The 13209-nt window shown below is 70.9% G+C and carries 11 protein-coding genes; 5 read left to right on the plus strand and 6 right to left on the minus strand.

Annotated features, from left to right (window positions below; genetic code table 11):
- Window positions 1-81 precede the first annotated feature (81 nt).
- From OG385_RS34255 to OG385_RS34265, 3 genes are read left to right on the plus strand one after another with little or no spacing between them, the layout of a single operon-like run.
- On the plus strand, window positions 82-738 hold the full coding sequence (locus OG385_RS34255; protein ID WP_266862171.1) for a 7-cyano-7-deazaguanine synthase: 657 nt from the start codon (window positions 82-84) through the stop codon (window positions 736-738).
- A 30-nt stretch (window positions 739-768) separates the two neighbouring features.
- The gene (gene ectB / locus OG385_RS34260) at window positions 769-2115 is read left to right on the plus strand and encodes a diaminobutyrate--2-oxoglutarate transaminase (protein ID WP_266861750.1); all 1347 of its coding nucleotides are present in this window, start codon (window positions 769-771) and stop codon (window positions 2113-2115) included.
- The gene (locus OG385_RS34265) at window positions 2112-3119 is read left to right on the plus strand and encodes an isopenicillin N synthase family oxygenase (protein ID WP_266861752.1); all 1008 of its coding nucleotides are present in this window, start codon (window positions 2112-2114) and stop codon (window positions 3117-3119) included. The genes ectB and OG385_RS34265 overlap by 4 nt, the downstream gene beginning before the upstream one ends.
- 62 nt (window positions 3120-3181) lie before the next feature.
- Here the strand turns inward: OG385_RS34265 and OG385_RS34270 are convergent, their stop codons facing one another.
- Entirely contained in the window at window positions 3182-4432 is a 1251-nt protein-coding gene (locus OG385_RS34270) for an ATP-grasp domain-containing protein (protein ID WP_266861754.1), read from the minus strand.
- 300 nt (window positions 4433-4732) lie between these two features.
- Between OG385_RS34270 and OG385_RS34275 the strand changes: the two genes are divergently transcribed.
- Window positions 4733-5485, plus strand: a complete 753-nt coding sequence (locus OG385_RS34275; RefSeq protein WP_266861755.1) for a class I SAM-dependent methyltransferase — start codon at window positions 4733-4735, stop codon at window positions 5483-5485.
- A 37-nt stretch (window positions 5486-5522) separates the two neighbouring features.
- Here the strand turns inward: OG385_RS34275 and mtnA are convergent, their stop codons facing one another.
- From mtnA to OG385_RS34295, 4 genes are all read right to left on the minus strand, one after another.
- Window positions 5523-7103 (minus strand): S-methyl-5-thioribose-1-phosphate isomerase, encoded by a 1581-nt coding sequence (gene mtnA, locus OG385_RS34280; RefSeq protein WP_266861756.1) that lies wholly within the window; start codon window positions 7101-7103, stop codon window positions 5523-5525.
- A gap of 166 nt (window positions 7104-7269) precedes the next feature.
- Window positions 7270-7851: a GTP cyclohydrolase I gene (gene folE / locus OG385_RS34285; RefSeq protein ID WP_266861757.1), complete on the minus strand. Its 582-nt coding sequence runs from the start codon at window positions 7849-7851 to the stop codon at window positions 7270-7272.
- Window positions 7852-7865: 14 nt separating this feature from the next.
- On the minus strand, window positions 7866-8495 hold the full coding sequence (locus tag OG385_RS34290; protein WP_266862172.1) for a 7-carboxy-7-deazaguanine synthase QueE: 630 nt from the start codon (window positions 8493-8495) through the stop codon (window positions 7866-7868).
- A 144-nt stretch (window positions 8496-8639) separates the two neighbouring features.
- Window positions 8640-9014, minus strand: coding sequence for a 6-pyruvoyl tetrahydropterin synthase family protein (locus tag OG385_RS34295; RefSeq protein WP_266861758.1), 375 nt, complete (start codon window positions 9012-9014; stop codon window positions 8640-8642).
- 488 nt (window positions 9015-9502) lie between these two features.
- Between OG385_RS34295 and OG385_RS34300 the strand changes: the two genes are divergently transcribed.
- Window positions 9503-12406 (plus strand): BTAD domain-containing putative transcriptional regulator, encoded by a 2904-nt coding sequence (locus OG385_RS34300; RefSeq protein WP_266861759.1) that lies wholly within the window; start codon window positions 9503-9505, stop codon window positions 12404-12406.
- 61 nt (window positions 12407-12467) lie between these two features.
- Here OG385_RS34300 and OG385_RS34305 read toward each other — a convergent pair whose 3' ends face one another.
- A complete protein-coding gene (locus tag OG385_RS34305) occupies window positions 12468-13106 on the minus strand; it encodes a response regulator transcription factor (RefSeq protein ID WP_266861760.1) in 639 nt (212 codons plus the stop codon).
- Between the last annotated feature and the right edge of the window lie 103 nt (window positions 13107-13209).

Here is a 13209-nt window from a genome sequence, read left to right on the forward strand (position 1 = left end):
ACGTCAGCACGGACGAGCGGCGGACTGTACGGGTCCGTCCGCGACGAGGCGGACGAGGCAGGGGACGGGCAGTTGAGCAAGGTGATCGCGGTGGTGTCCGGCGGGATCGACTCCGTCACGATGGCGCACCACTTGAGTGCCGAGGGCCATCAGCCACATGTGCTGGCCGTGGACTACGGCCAACGCCACCGGAAAGAGCTGGAGTTCGCCCGGCTGGCAGCCGAGCGGCTCGGCGCGCCCTACGAGGAGGCGGACCTGAGCGGTGTCCGTGGGGTGTTCCGCGGCTCATCGCTGACCGACCCCGCGGTGGCCGTGCCCCCGGACACCGGACCGCACCGGAGCAATCCCAACATCGTGCCGAACCGCAACGCGGTACTGCTGTCGGTGGCGTTCGCACTGGCGGTCGTCGAGAACGCCCCGGTGGTCGCGTTCGGTGTGATGGCGGACGACATCGGTCCCTCCGACACGTCACTGGAGTTCCTTCGCGCCTTCGTCGCGATGGAGCGGATCGCGACCCGTGGGCACGGCCACCCCGACCTCGATCTGATCGCCCCTCTCGCCGAGTTGCACAAGAGCGAGGTGATCACGCTGGGCGCCGGGCTGAAGGTGCCGTGGGACGAAACCTGGACGTGCTTCCGTGGCGAGGAGGTGCACTGCGGCCGGTGCGCGGCCTGCGCCGAGCGGCGCGAGGCGTTCATCACCGCCGGCGTCGAGGACCCCACTCGGTACGCCCGATAGAACTCGTTGGTTCGTAGAACGGATCGTGAAGTGACCATTTTCGACGCTCTGGAATCCGGTGTACGCAGCTACAGCAGGTCCTGGCCCGTGGTGTTCGACCGGGCGGCCGGAAGCCGTCTGTACTCCGAGGGCGGACGTGGCTATCTCGACTTCTTCGCAGGCGCCGGGGCTCTCAACTACGGCCACAACAACCCGGTCCTCAAGGAAGCCCTGCTCGCCTACATCGCCGCCGACGGCGTCACGCACGCCCTCGACATGTTCACCGTCGCCCGGCGCGGCTTCCTGGAGGCGCTGCGGGAGACCGTCCTCGATCCGCGCGGACTGGACTACCGGGTGGTGTTCCCGGGGCCCGGCGGCGCCAATGCCGTGGAGGCGGCGCTGAAGCTGGCCCGCAAGGTCACCGGTCGGCCCACGGTCGTGAGTTTCACGAACTCCTTCCACGGCATGACGCTGGGCGCGCTCGCGGTGAGCGGCAACGCGGCCAAGCGGGCGGCCGCCGGAGTGCCGCTGACCCACACGGTGCCCCACCCGTACGACGGATATCTGGCGGAACCCGGAGGCGGGCTCGGGCAGTTGGAGAAGCTGATCGCAGACCCGGGGAGCGGGCTCGACAAGCCGGGTGCGGTGATCGTCGAGACCGTACAGGGGGAAGGCGGGCTCGCGGTGGCCGGATTGCCGTGGCTGCGCGAACTCGCCGCGGTCTGCGGGCGGCAGGGTGTCCTGCTGATCGTGGACGACGTCCAGATGGGCTGCGGGCGTACGGGCCCGTTCTTCAGCTTCGAGGACGCGGGCATCGTGCCGGACATGGTCTGCCTGTCGAAGTCGATCGGGGGGTACGGCCTCCCGCTGGCGCTCACCCTGGTCAGACCGGAGCTGGACGTGTGGCAGCCGGGCGACCACAACGGCACCTTCCGCGGTGTCAGCCCGGCGTTCGTGACCGGGGCCGCGGCGCTGCGGACCTACTGGAGCGGACGGGGCGCCCTGGGGAATCTGGAGAAGTCGGTGCGCGCCGCGGGGGAACGTGTGTCGACCGCGCTGGCGGAGATCGCCGGCGCACATCCTCGTGCCGGTCTCCGGGTGAAGGGCCGCGGGCTCGCGGCGGGCCTCGCCTTCCCCGTCACGGGCGGGGCCGATGACCGCACCGCGGCCAAGGTGTGCGCGGCGGCCTTCGACAGGGGGCTGCTGGTGGAGACATCCGGGGCGGCCGGGCAGGTCGTCAAGCTGCTTCCGCCGCTGACCGTGAGCGACGAGGAGCTGGACGAGGGGCTCCACATCCTCGGCGCGTCCGTCGCCGCGGTCCTCCCCCGCACACCACGGTCGGCCGTCCTGAGCCGTCCCACCGCACCGGCACTCCCCCCGAAGGAGCAGATCCTGTGAGTACGAGCATTCCGACCGTGGACATCACACAGTGGCGGCACGCCGGAGTGGCGGGGAAGGCGGAGATCACCTCCGTCCTGGATGCGGCCCTGCGGAGCACGGGTGCGTTCCTCATGAGGGGGCACGGTGTCCCCCGGCGCCTGATGACGGAACTGCGCGCCCAGGCAAGGGCGTTCTTCGACCTGCCGCGTTCGGTCAAGTCTCAGTACGGCATCCGGGCGGCCTATGACAGCGGCTGGCTCGAAATGCATCCCGCGGGCGGCGTCGGCGTCGAGCACTCCCCCGGCGATGGGCCGGACGTGGACGCTCCCGATCTGCACGAGTCGTTCTATCTGGGGCCGGGGCCGGGGCAGGGGCAGGGCGCCAGCGCGCTGGACCGGCTGTACTACCCGGCCAACCGCTGGCCCGGGGAACTGCCGTCGCTGAAGGCCGCGGCGGATGCCTACACCGCGCACATGGTCCGGCTCGCCGAGGAGATCAACGCGCTGCTGGCCGCCGTTCTCGGCCTGCCCGGGGACTTCTTCACATCGCGGGCCCGGCACTCGACGTGGACGCAGAACCTCAGCTGGTATCCCTCGCTGAACGCCGTCGGCGGGGTGGCCGACGGCCAGCTCCGCAACGGCCCCCACACCGACCTGGGCACGTTCACCCTGCTCAGCCGTCAGCAGGGCGTGGGCGGTCTGCAGGCGTGGAACGAGGCCGAGGGCTGGTTCGCGCCTCCTTACGACCCGGACGCCTTCCTCGTCAACCTCGGTGACCTGATGGAGCTGTGGACGGACGGGCGGTGGCGGGCGCTGCGTCACCGGGTGCTCGGGCCGAGCGCGCAGGCCCCGGACGAGGAGCTGACGTCGCTGGTCTTCTTCTACGAGTCGGACCCCGAGACGCTCGTGGAGCCGCTGGCGCCGCCGGCCGGTGGTGGGGCGGGGCGCGGCTCCGTGGTGTCCCGGCACGCGATTCTGGAGAAGCTGGGTGCGCGGGCCGACCTGCTCTCCGCGGCCGGCTGAGACCGCCCGTGGACGTACCGCTGCCGCCCGTGTGCTGCGTGCCGGGCGGCAGCGGTATCACGTCAGTTCGCCCCGGAGGCGCGGTCGATCTCCAGGGTGACCAGCGACCTGATGGTGGCCAGCGTGCCCAGGACCGTGGCCGGGTCCGGTCCGACGACGTAGGCACTGAGCGGGATGGCCGTGCTGTCCCTGGTGGTGGGGATCAGGTCACCGGGGGCGCAGTCGACCATGAGCTTGTCGATGCCCGGCACGTCCGCGAGCTTGTCCAGACCGTGCACCGCGACGAGCCGGCCCGGCGCGTCGTCATTGCGGAGGATGAGTGAGCCCAGGGCCGCCGAGAAGCGGGGCCGTGCGTCCATCAGGGAGGGACGCCGGCCGAGATAGCACTCCACGGAGTCCCGGAAGGGGCGGATGTCCTCGCTGTAGCGCGACCACAACTCCATGGCGGGGCCGCCGGGTTGGCGGGCGCCGATCTCCATGAGGTAGACGCCTTCGTGGTTGAACTTGACCTCGGTGTGGCTGGGCCCGATCGCCACACCGTAGGCGTCGAGCACCTGGTGGACGTAGCTCTGGAGCCGTTCCCACTGGGGGTGGCTCTCGTCGAGCTGCAAGGTCTCCCAGACGGGGAAGTCGTAGTCGCGGCCGTCCGGTTGGCGGTACTCCCACATGTCCACCACACGGTGCCCGCCGTCCGCGCTGTAGCAGTTGACGGCCACCTCGCGGCCGCGTACGTACTCCTCCACCAGCCACTCGGTGATCGGCTGCCCGAAGAAGTCGTGGGTGTCGAGCGCGGCGAGCCTGCTCAGGGACGGCTCGTCCGAGACGACGGTGGTGCCCTGCGAGCACGAACCCATGGTGGGTTTGACGATGGCGGGGAAACCGATGGCGCGGACCGCTTCGGGGAGCTCGGCGACGCTCCGTACGAGCTGGAAGCGGGGCACCGTCACACCGGCCTCGACGGCGCGGGCCCTCATCGCCGCCTTGTTCCTGCGTGCCCAGGCGAGGCCGTGGTCGTTGCCGGGCACCCCCAGGTCCTGGGAGAGCAGGTCGGCCACGTAGACGGACCCCTCGACGGCCGGGACGACCGCCACGACGGAGAGCCCCGTGGCCTCGACCTTGCTGACGATGCCGGCACGTTCGGAGGCGTAGAGGGTCACGTCGTCGCCCGCGTCATGGTCCGGTGTTCCGGTGCTGTAGTCGAGCGTGTAGACCGACAGCACGGTGAAGCCCAGTTCGCGGACGGCGTCCTTGTAGCCCGCTCCGTAGCGGACCGGGTCGACGAGCAGTACTGCCGGGGCTGCCTCATGCGTCATGCGGGATCTCCTCCGTGGGTCGCCGTCCCCCGAGCGGGGGCCACACCGGATGGTGCCGTCCGCACGAGCCCCTGGTGGAGGTGCTGGTGGGCCGACCTGCGGCCGGGCGCCCGCCCGGCCGCGCAGGCAGGCTGCGGTCCGCCCGTACGGAACACCGTGTCCGTACGGGCAAGGGGGCGTTCTCCCGGCTCAGCGGCCGGGGAGGGAGGAACGGCCCGTCGACCGTCGCCAGGGGCCGGGCCGGTCGCCAGGATGGATTCCTGCCCGCCCCCTGGGCACTTGAGGGAAGGAACCTGAACGATGGATCCTGAGTTCTACGCGAAGGTGGCCACCAAGTTCGGCGGCTACTCCAGCGGTGCCAGGCGGACGACTGTGTTCCCCGACGGTGACCCGGAGGAGTGGTTCGACAGGGCCGCCGTGGGCGCCGGCGGACCCGGCGCACGGCTGCTGGACGTCGGGTGCGCGGACGGCCGCAACCTCCTGTCGATCGCCCCCCGGTTCGGGGAGGTGACGGCGATCGACCTCTCGGCGGACATGCTGGAGGCGGCGGCCGGGCACCTGGAGGCGAGTGGCGCCGGGCAGGTCGCCCTCGCCCTGCGGGACGCGAGCCGCACGGGTTTCGCCGACGGCTCGTTCGACGTCGTCACCTCGCGGCGTGGCCCGCTGTTCCCCGAGGAGTTCGCGCGCGTCCTGACGAGCGGGGGCACCCTGGTCCATCTCGGCATCGGCGAGCAGGACGTGCGGCCGCTCAAGACGGTCTTCGGGCGCGGCCAGTTGTACGGGCGCTGGGAGGGCCGGCCCGTCGTGCAGGAGGAACGGGAACGCCTGGAACAGGCGGGGTTCACGGTCGTCCGGGAGCGGACGTTCTTCTACGACGAGTACTTCCACTCCCCCGGCGAGCTGAGCAGGTTCCTGGAGTCGGTGCCGATCTTCGAGGACTACGACCGGGACAGCGACAGGAAGCTGTTCGACGCCTACGTATCCGGCGCGTCGGAGAGCAGGGGCGTGCATCTGGCCCGTCACTGGTTCCTGCTGCACGCCCGCAGGGACTGACCCGGGTCCGACCGCCGTCCAGGTCAGGGGTCGTCCTTCACGCAGTCAGTTCGCACAGGGTCAGCAGCGGATGCCCGGCCAGCCGCTCGCGCCCGCCGAGGCCTCGCAACTCGACGAGCGCGACGCACTGCTGGACCCGTGCACCGCTCATGGCGACGAGCCGCGCGGCGGCCAGGAGGGTGCCTCCGGTGGCGAGCACGTCGTCGACGCAGAGCACCCGTTCGCCGGGGATCAGGGCTCCCTTCTGCACCTGGAGCCGACTCGTGCCGTACGTCAGCGCGTTCGGGGTCTCGTGGACGGGGCCGGGGAGTCTGCCCGCTCTGCGTGCCAGGGTGAGGGGGCTGCCGGTGCGGGCGGCGAGCGCGGCCCCGAGGAGGAACCCCCGGGCTTCGACGGCGAGGATGCGGTCGATGGGTCCGTGGCATTCGCGGGCTACGCGTGCGGCCAGTCGCCCCAGCATGCCGGGTTCCGCGTAGAGCCGGACCATGTCGCGCACCGCGAGGCCCGGCAGGGGGTGGTCCGGCACGATGGTCAGAAGTGCCTCGATGTCCCGCGCTGCCGCTCCCTTCCCCCGGGCGGTGTGGCGTGCCGGGGGTTTGTCGCGCCGTGGCCAGTGGGTGGCGCTCTCCGAGACCAACGCGGTGATCAGCGGGGCGGGCGTCACGTCGAACGCCGGATTGTGCACGGCGGCGCCGGGCGGTGCGACCAGGGTCCCTTCGAAGTGGGTGACCTCCTGGGCGTCGCGTTCCTCCACGACGATTCCCGCGCCGTCGGGCAGGCCGGGGTCCCAGGTGCACTCCAGCGCGACCACCAGGAACGGGATGTCGTGGTGGGCGGCGGCGACGGCGAGCCCGTAGGTGCCGGTCCTGTTGGCTGTGTCGCCGTTCACGGCGATACGGTCCGCGCCCACCAGGACGCAGTCCACCATCGCGCGGCTCATCAGGGCGGGCACGGCGGCGTCGACGACGACGCGGTACGGCACCCCGGCCTCGCCCAGTTCCCAGGCCGTCAGCCGGGACCCCTGCAGCAGAGGGCGGGTCTCGCCGACCAGGACCTCCTCCACCCTTCTGCGGGCGGCCAGTTCGAGGACGGTGCCCAGCGCGGTGCCGACGGCGCCGGTGGCGAACCGGCCCGTGTCGCTGTGCGTCAGGATCCTCAACGGCCTCTCGGGCAGCAGCGACTCGACGAGGTCCGCCGCGCGGCGGGTCAACATGCGGTTGGTGGCGGCGTACTCGTCCAGCATGGACTGCGCCTCGGCCAGGACGGCACCGGGCCCTTCGCCGAGCCGGCCGAGAGCCCGCCGCACGCCCCGCGCGAGGTGGACAGCGGTGGGTCCGGTGCTCACGAGGCGTTCGGCGTCCGCACGGACCCGCTCACCACCTGCCCATGCCTCCCCGGCCGGGGAGGCATGGGCAGCCGCGGACAGCGCGACGCCGAAGGCACCGGCGAGCGCGATCGCCGGAGCACCGCGGATCGCCAGAGTCCGGACGGCGTCCACCACCTGGTCGACCGTGGTCAGCCGGAGCGTCCGGCATACGTGGGGCAGTGTGCGCTGGTCGACAGCGATCAGGGCGCCGTCCTCCCAGCCGAGCGAGGCGGCGGTCGGCGGTGCGGTCATGTGCGGTCCTCCTTCGGTTCACGGTGCCTGAGTGCTCGGCCCGTCAGCCCGCTCCGGTCTCCGGTGGCCGGGGTGCAGGGTGGCGGCCCTGAAGACCGTGTCGGCGGAGCGGCACCCGGGCGGTGCCGGTGTGCGATACCGGCACCGCTGTGGGCCAAGGAGACGGTCAGAGCCGCACGAGGGACATGAGTTCGGCCCGCAGCGTCGTGTCGGTGCCGAAGACACCGAGGAACGCCGTGGAGGTCATCAGGGCGCTGGCCTTGATGCCCCGCATCGTCATGCACAGATGCTCGCCCTTGCCGAGCACGGCGACGTCCGGTGTGCCGGTGAGGTCGGCCACCTCCTCGGCGATGTCCGTCACGAGCCGCTCCTGCACCTGGAGCCGGTGTGCGTGCCGATGGGCGACGCGGGCGAACTTCGACAGGCCGAGCAGCCGGCCCGTCGGCCGGTAGGCGATGGTCACGGAGCAGTTGAAGGGAAGCAGGTGGTGTTCGCACAGCGACCACACCTGGATGTCGGAGACCACGACCAGCTGGCTCGCCGTCACTGCCTCGAACACGGTGCCGGTCGAGCCCGGTTCGTAGTCGACGAACTCGCGCCACCAGCGGGCGAAGCGCTGGGGGGTGTCCCGCAGTCCGTCCCGGTCGGGGTCCTCCCCGATCTCCTTCAACAGCTGTCTGCCCAGAGCGATCAGCGGGTCTTCTTCCGTCACGGTGTCGAGGCCGGTGAGTTCGCCAGAGGTCCGCATATGCACAGGCACGGTCAAACGCCTCTTTTCTGACCCCACAACAGGGTGTGTAGCCGCGTAGTGATGTTCCAGCCGCGCTCGATCACCGAAGCGGCCAGATCCTGCATGTGCCGGCTGACGTGCTGGGGGTCCTGGCCTTCCGGCATGATCCACACCGAGGTGATCCCCATGGCCGAGACCAGCTCCGCGACCTCGTCGAGGTCCGCCTCGGTGCGGCAGACGAACTTGAACGTCGCCTCCGGAAGCGTCGCGAACCGCCGCAGGGCCGTCGGGACGATCCGGGCCCGCTCCGGGTCACCGGAGTGGGACAGCTTCGGCGAGACGTTGAAGCGCACGCCGGCCCTGATGAGCCGCGGATCCGGCACCCGGGTCCCGTTCGTCTCGAATTCGATCTCGATGCCGTGCCCGGTCAGGATGTCGATCAGCGGCACCAGCCGGGCCTGCTGGCTGAGTGGTTCACCGCCCGAGACGACGATGAGGCCGACCCCGAAGGCCAGCAATGTCTCCGCGACGTCGGGAACGGCCGATCTGTGCAGTTCCTTCTTGGGGTCGTAGGCGATTCCCGTATCGCTCTTCCCCTGCCAGTCCCAGGTGTACGGGGTGTCGCACCACCGGCACGACAGATTGCAGCCACCGAGCCGCAGGAACGCACACCTCCGTCCGAGCGAACGCCCTTCGCCCTGGACAGTCTCAAGTGGGGCCGAACATCTCGTTCACCACGAGTCCGGATTCCACAGGGCACCACCTCCTTCACCGTCGGTCTCCGGCAGTTGCCCGCACGAGGCCCGTCAGGAGGCCGGAGCGGGGCGGTACTCGGCCCAGGTCTTGGGGGTCTCCGAGACGCTCACCGCGGTCAGCTCCGGAAGATCACCCGACCACTGGTCGTAGAGCCACATGGCGAGCTGCTCGGCCGTCGGGTTCCCCTTGACGATGTCGTTCAGGTGACGGTGGTCGACGGTCTTGTCGATCCACTGCTTGAACGCCGCGAGGTCGCCGTAGTCGCGCACGAAACCCGTCGGCGTCAGATCCGCTTTCTTCGCCGAGAGTTCCAGCTCGACCACGTAGTTGTGACCGTGCAGCCGGGAACACTGGTGTCCCTCCGCGAGGCCGGAGAGCTGATGGCTCGCGGAGAACTCGAACCTCTTGGTGATACGGAGCGTCATGGGCGCCACCTCTCGTTCGTACCGGGGGAACAAGTAACCCGCCACCATGAGTCTCGTGCGGTGGACGGCCCGGGCGGCATGTCCCACTGGTCGGTCTTTCGGGCAGCGCCCGGTACGTGTTGCCGGACGCCCTTGCCCGCAGGGCCGGGCACCCCGCACCTCGCCCCACACGGAGCACGCTTGGCCGGCCCGCACAGGCGATGCGCTATCGCAAACAGCTGTCGCAAACATCTTGGGGAGCTTCCGGATTCACGTCTCCGGGCGTGTCGCGCGTCGGCTCGAAAGCATTACCCAACGAGGACCATATCCGGCCGCCCCCACGGCCAATTCGGCTTCAAACAGCCGGATTCACGGCGTGAGCAAGTGGGCAGGGCGCCTGCCGGGGAGGTGGAATCGGCTTCCCGGACGGCGAGTTGAGTGTTCGCGGAACAGCCATCACCAACGATCACCGACCGGCTCGCGAGAGTGTATGCGTAGAATCACAGACTGTGAGATTCGAACTGTTAGGGCCGCTCAGGGCATGGCGCGACAGCAACGAGCTGGAGCTGGGTCCACCCAAACAGCGCGCGCTCCTCGCCCTGTTGCTGGTACGGGCGGGCCGCCCGGTCGACATGCCGGAGATCGTGGACGCCCTCTGGGGCGAGCAGCCGCCGAAGAGCGCGACCAATGTGGTGCACCGGCATGTGGGCGGGCTCAGAAAGACATTGGCAGGGGACCCCCCGAACGGGGGGACGGGGAGTGAGATCCTGCGCAGCTCCACCACCTACCGGCTGCCGGTCGATGCCTCATCACTCGACCTGCTGCGCTTTCGCGAACTCACTGCAAACGCCCGCCAGGCGTACGCCGGGGGCGCGCCGGAGGCAGCGGTGGAGTTGCTGGTCCAGGCGCTCGCGCTGCGAAGCGGCCAGGTGGCGACCGGAATCCCGGCCGGGGTACAGGCTCTGCCCGCGTTCGCCGCGGTCGACCGCGAGTATCTCGACGCCGTCACGACCGCCGCGGACATCGCGCTGGAGGCGGACGCCGCGGGGCGCCTGCGCATCCCCCTCCAGCAGGCGGCCGAACAGAACCCACTGGAGGAGGAGCTCCAGGCGAGGCTGATCTCCGTACTGGCCCGCACCGGCAGACAGGCCGAGGCCCTGGAGCTCTACCGCCAGGTCCGGAGGCGGCTCGCCGACCAGTTGGGCATCGACCCGGGGCCCGCGCTCCGCCAGGCCCACGCGCAGGTGCTCCGCGGCCGGACGAGCCCGGGTGCCCGCACGAGTGCTCGCGTGCCGGGTGCCCGCACGGGTCCCCTCGTGGACAGCGCGCGACGTGACCGGCTCCGGGTGAGCATGAGCGCACCGGCGGCGCGGCCGACGCCGGTACCGGTGGTCCGGCCCCATCAACTCCCCGCGCTGACCGGAGGGTTCACCGGCCGGCAGCCGGAGATCGACAGCGTCCTCGCGCTGGTGCCCGACGTCCCCGGGGCGGGCCGCCCCGCATCGGTGGTGATCAGCGCGATCAGCGGGATGGCAGGCGTCGGCAAGACCAGCCTTGCCCTGCATGTGGCCCACCGGATCGCCCACCGCTACCCGGACGGTCAGCTGTACGTCGATCTGCGGGGTTTCGCCCCGGCCGATCTCGTGAGCACGGCGGGTGAGGCCCTGCGGTCCTTCCTGCACGCACTCGGCGTCCCGGCGTGGCGCGTGCCGGTCGGCGTGGACGAGCAGACCGCCCTCTACCGCAGTCTGCTGGCCGAGCGGCGCATACTGATCGTCCTGGACAACGCCCGTTCCCCGCAGCATGTGCGCCCTCTGCTGCCGGGCGGGTCCGACAGCCTGGTCATCGTGACGAGCCGGAGCTTCCTCCAGAGTCTCGTCGCCACCGAGGGCGCCCATCCCCTCGTCCTCGGCCCGCTCTCCGCGGACGAGGCCAGGGAGGCGCTGGTACGGCGGCTCGGCGGGCGCCGCGTCATGGACGAGCCGCAGGCCACGGACACGATCATCCGGCTGTGCGGCAGTCTCCCCCTGGCCCTGGCCGTGGTGGCCGCACGCGCCGCCACCCGCCCCGGTCTCCCCCTGGCGTCCGTGGCTGCCGAGCTGGGCGGCCGCCGCATCAACCTCGACGCCCTCACCGACGCCGACCCCAGAACCGACATCCGCTCGGTCTTCTCCTGGTCCTGCGACAACCTCAGCGCCGAGGCGGCACAGCTCTTCCGGCTGCTCCCGGTCCACCCCGGTCCCTCGTTCTCCGTGCTGGCGGCGGCGAATCTGGCCGGTCTGCCGGTCGGGAAGACCGGGGAGCTGCTCGCTGAGCTGGTCCGGGCGCACCTGCTGAACGGGTCAGCAACGCACCGCTACGGATTCCATGACCTGGTCCACGCCTACGCCGACGAGCTCTCCCGCGGCGACGACGCGACGGCCCGGCACGCCGCACGCCGCCGGATGGCCGACTTCTACCTGCACTCCGCCCGCTCCACCGCGACGACCCTCGACCCGCACCGGATCGAACACATCGACCTGGCTCCGCCGCAGCCCGGCACCACGCTGGAACCGATCGGACAGCGGGAGCGGGCCGCCGCCTGGCTCGACACCGAGCTGCCCGTGCTGCTGCTCCTGGTGGAGCAGACGGCCTGCGGTGACCTGCCGCTCCACACCTGGCAGCTGGCCCAGACCCTCGACCTCTACCTCGACCGGCGGGGGCGCCGGCAGGACCAGCTCGGCATCCAGCGGATCGCGCTGGACGTGGCCGAACGGACCGGCGACCGGCTCGGTCAGGCCCACGCCCACTGCGCGCTCGGTCTCGGCCACGCACGACTCGCCGGTGAGGAGGAGGCACAACTCCATCTGAGACGGGCGCTCGCCCTCTTCACGGAGCTGGGCGAGGACGACGGACGGGCCCGCACGCACCGTCTTCTCGCCCTCCGCGCCAACGCCGGCGACGACCACGACCTCGCCCTGCACCACTATCAGCAGGCGCTCGCCCTCTACCGCTCGACCCGCCATCTCAGCGGCCAGGCCAGCGTCTTCAACGAGACCGGACGGACGTACAGCCTCCTTGGCCGGCACGACCTCTCCCTCCTGCTGTGCAGGCGGGCGATCACCATGCACCACCGCATCGGCGACATGAACGGGGAAGCCGCGGCCTGGGACAGCCTGGGGTTCGCCCAGCACGGTCTGGGCCGGTTCTCCGACGCCCTCGACAGCTTCCGGCGCGCCCTGCACACGTACGAGAGCGTCAACGACCTCTCGTTGCAGGCCGGCACACTGATCCACATCGGCGACGCCCTCGACGCCCAGGGCAACGGGTCCGGCGCGGCCGAGGCGTGGGAGAGGGCGCTGACGATCCTGACCCGGCTCGGCCACCCCGACGCGGAGCAGCTCCGCGACAAGCTGTGCGGGCGGCCGGGCTGACGCGTCCGTCCCCCGGGCCCCGCAGGCCGCCGCTGTCACCGCTGTCACCGCTGTCACCGCTCTAGAGATACCCCTCGCGCATGGCGAAGGCGACAGCGTGCGCCCGGTTCTTCAGGTGAAGTCGGACCATGACGTCGTGCAGGACGCCTTTGACGGTGCGCTCGGAGTAGCAGAGGTGCGCCGCGATCTCCCTGGTCTCCATCCCCTTCGCCACGAGCTTCAGGACGGCGATCTCCCGGGCGGTCGGGCTGACGGTGGGACCGGGTCCCGAACCCGAACCGCGGCGCGTGCGCCCCAGTTGGACGAGAAGCCTGCGCAGCAGGTCGCCGGGTACCTCGCCCTCGCCCCTGCCCACCGCCCGGATGGCCTTGACCAGCCGCTCGGCAGTCGCCTGGTGGCGCCACACGATGGCGGGCACCCCGGCTTCCAGCACCATCTCCAGCTGGGCCTCGTCCAGTTCGTCCACCACGAGGACGACCCGCTGCTTGCGGTCCACGACCAGCTTGCGCAGCTGTTTGGAGGCCGTCGCGTCCATCTGGTTCAGGAGGGCCACGGCTACGTCCTCGGGGCGCTGCTCCGGGGTGGAGCCGGTCTGCACGAGCACCGTTACACCGTCCTGGTGTGCCAAGTGGCTGATGAGGCCGGCCCGGGACAAGGGGTCGCCGCCGTGTACCGCCACCGTGATCTCGGTTGATGACATGCACTGGTCCTGACTTGAGGGCCCGCCTGCCACGGATCGACGCGTCAGACGCTGCTTCGCCGGTTCGGGTGTGTACGAGCGTGGCGCTGCTGCCGAAGCCGTA

Source organism: Streptomyces sp. NBC_01306 (assembly GCF_026340465.1).
Taxonomy (GTDB): Bacteria; Actinomycetota; Actinomycetes; order Streptomycetales; family Streptomycetaceae; genus Streptomyces.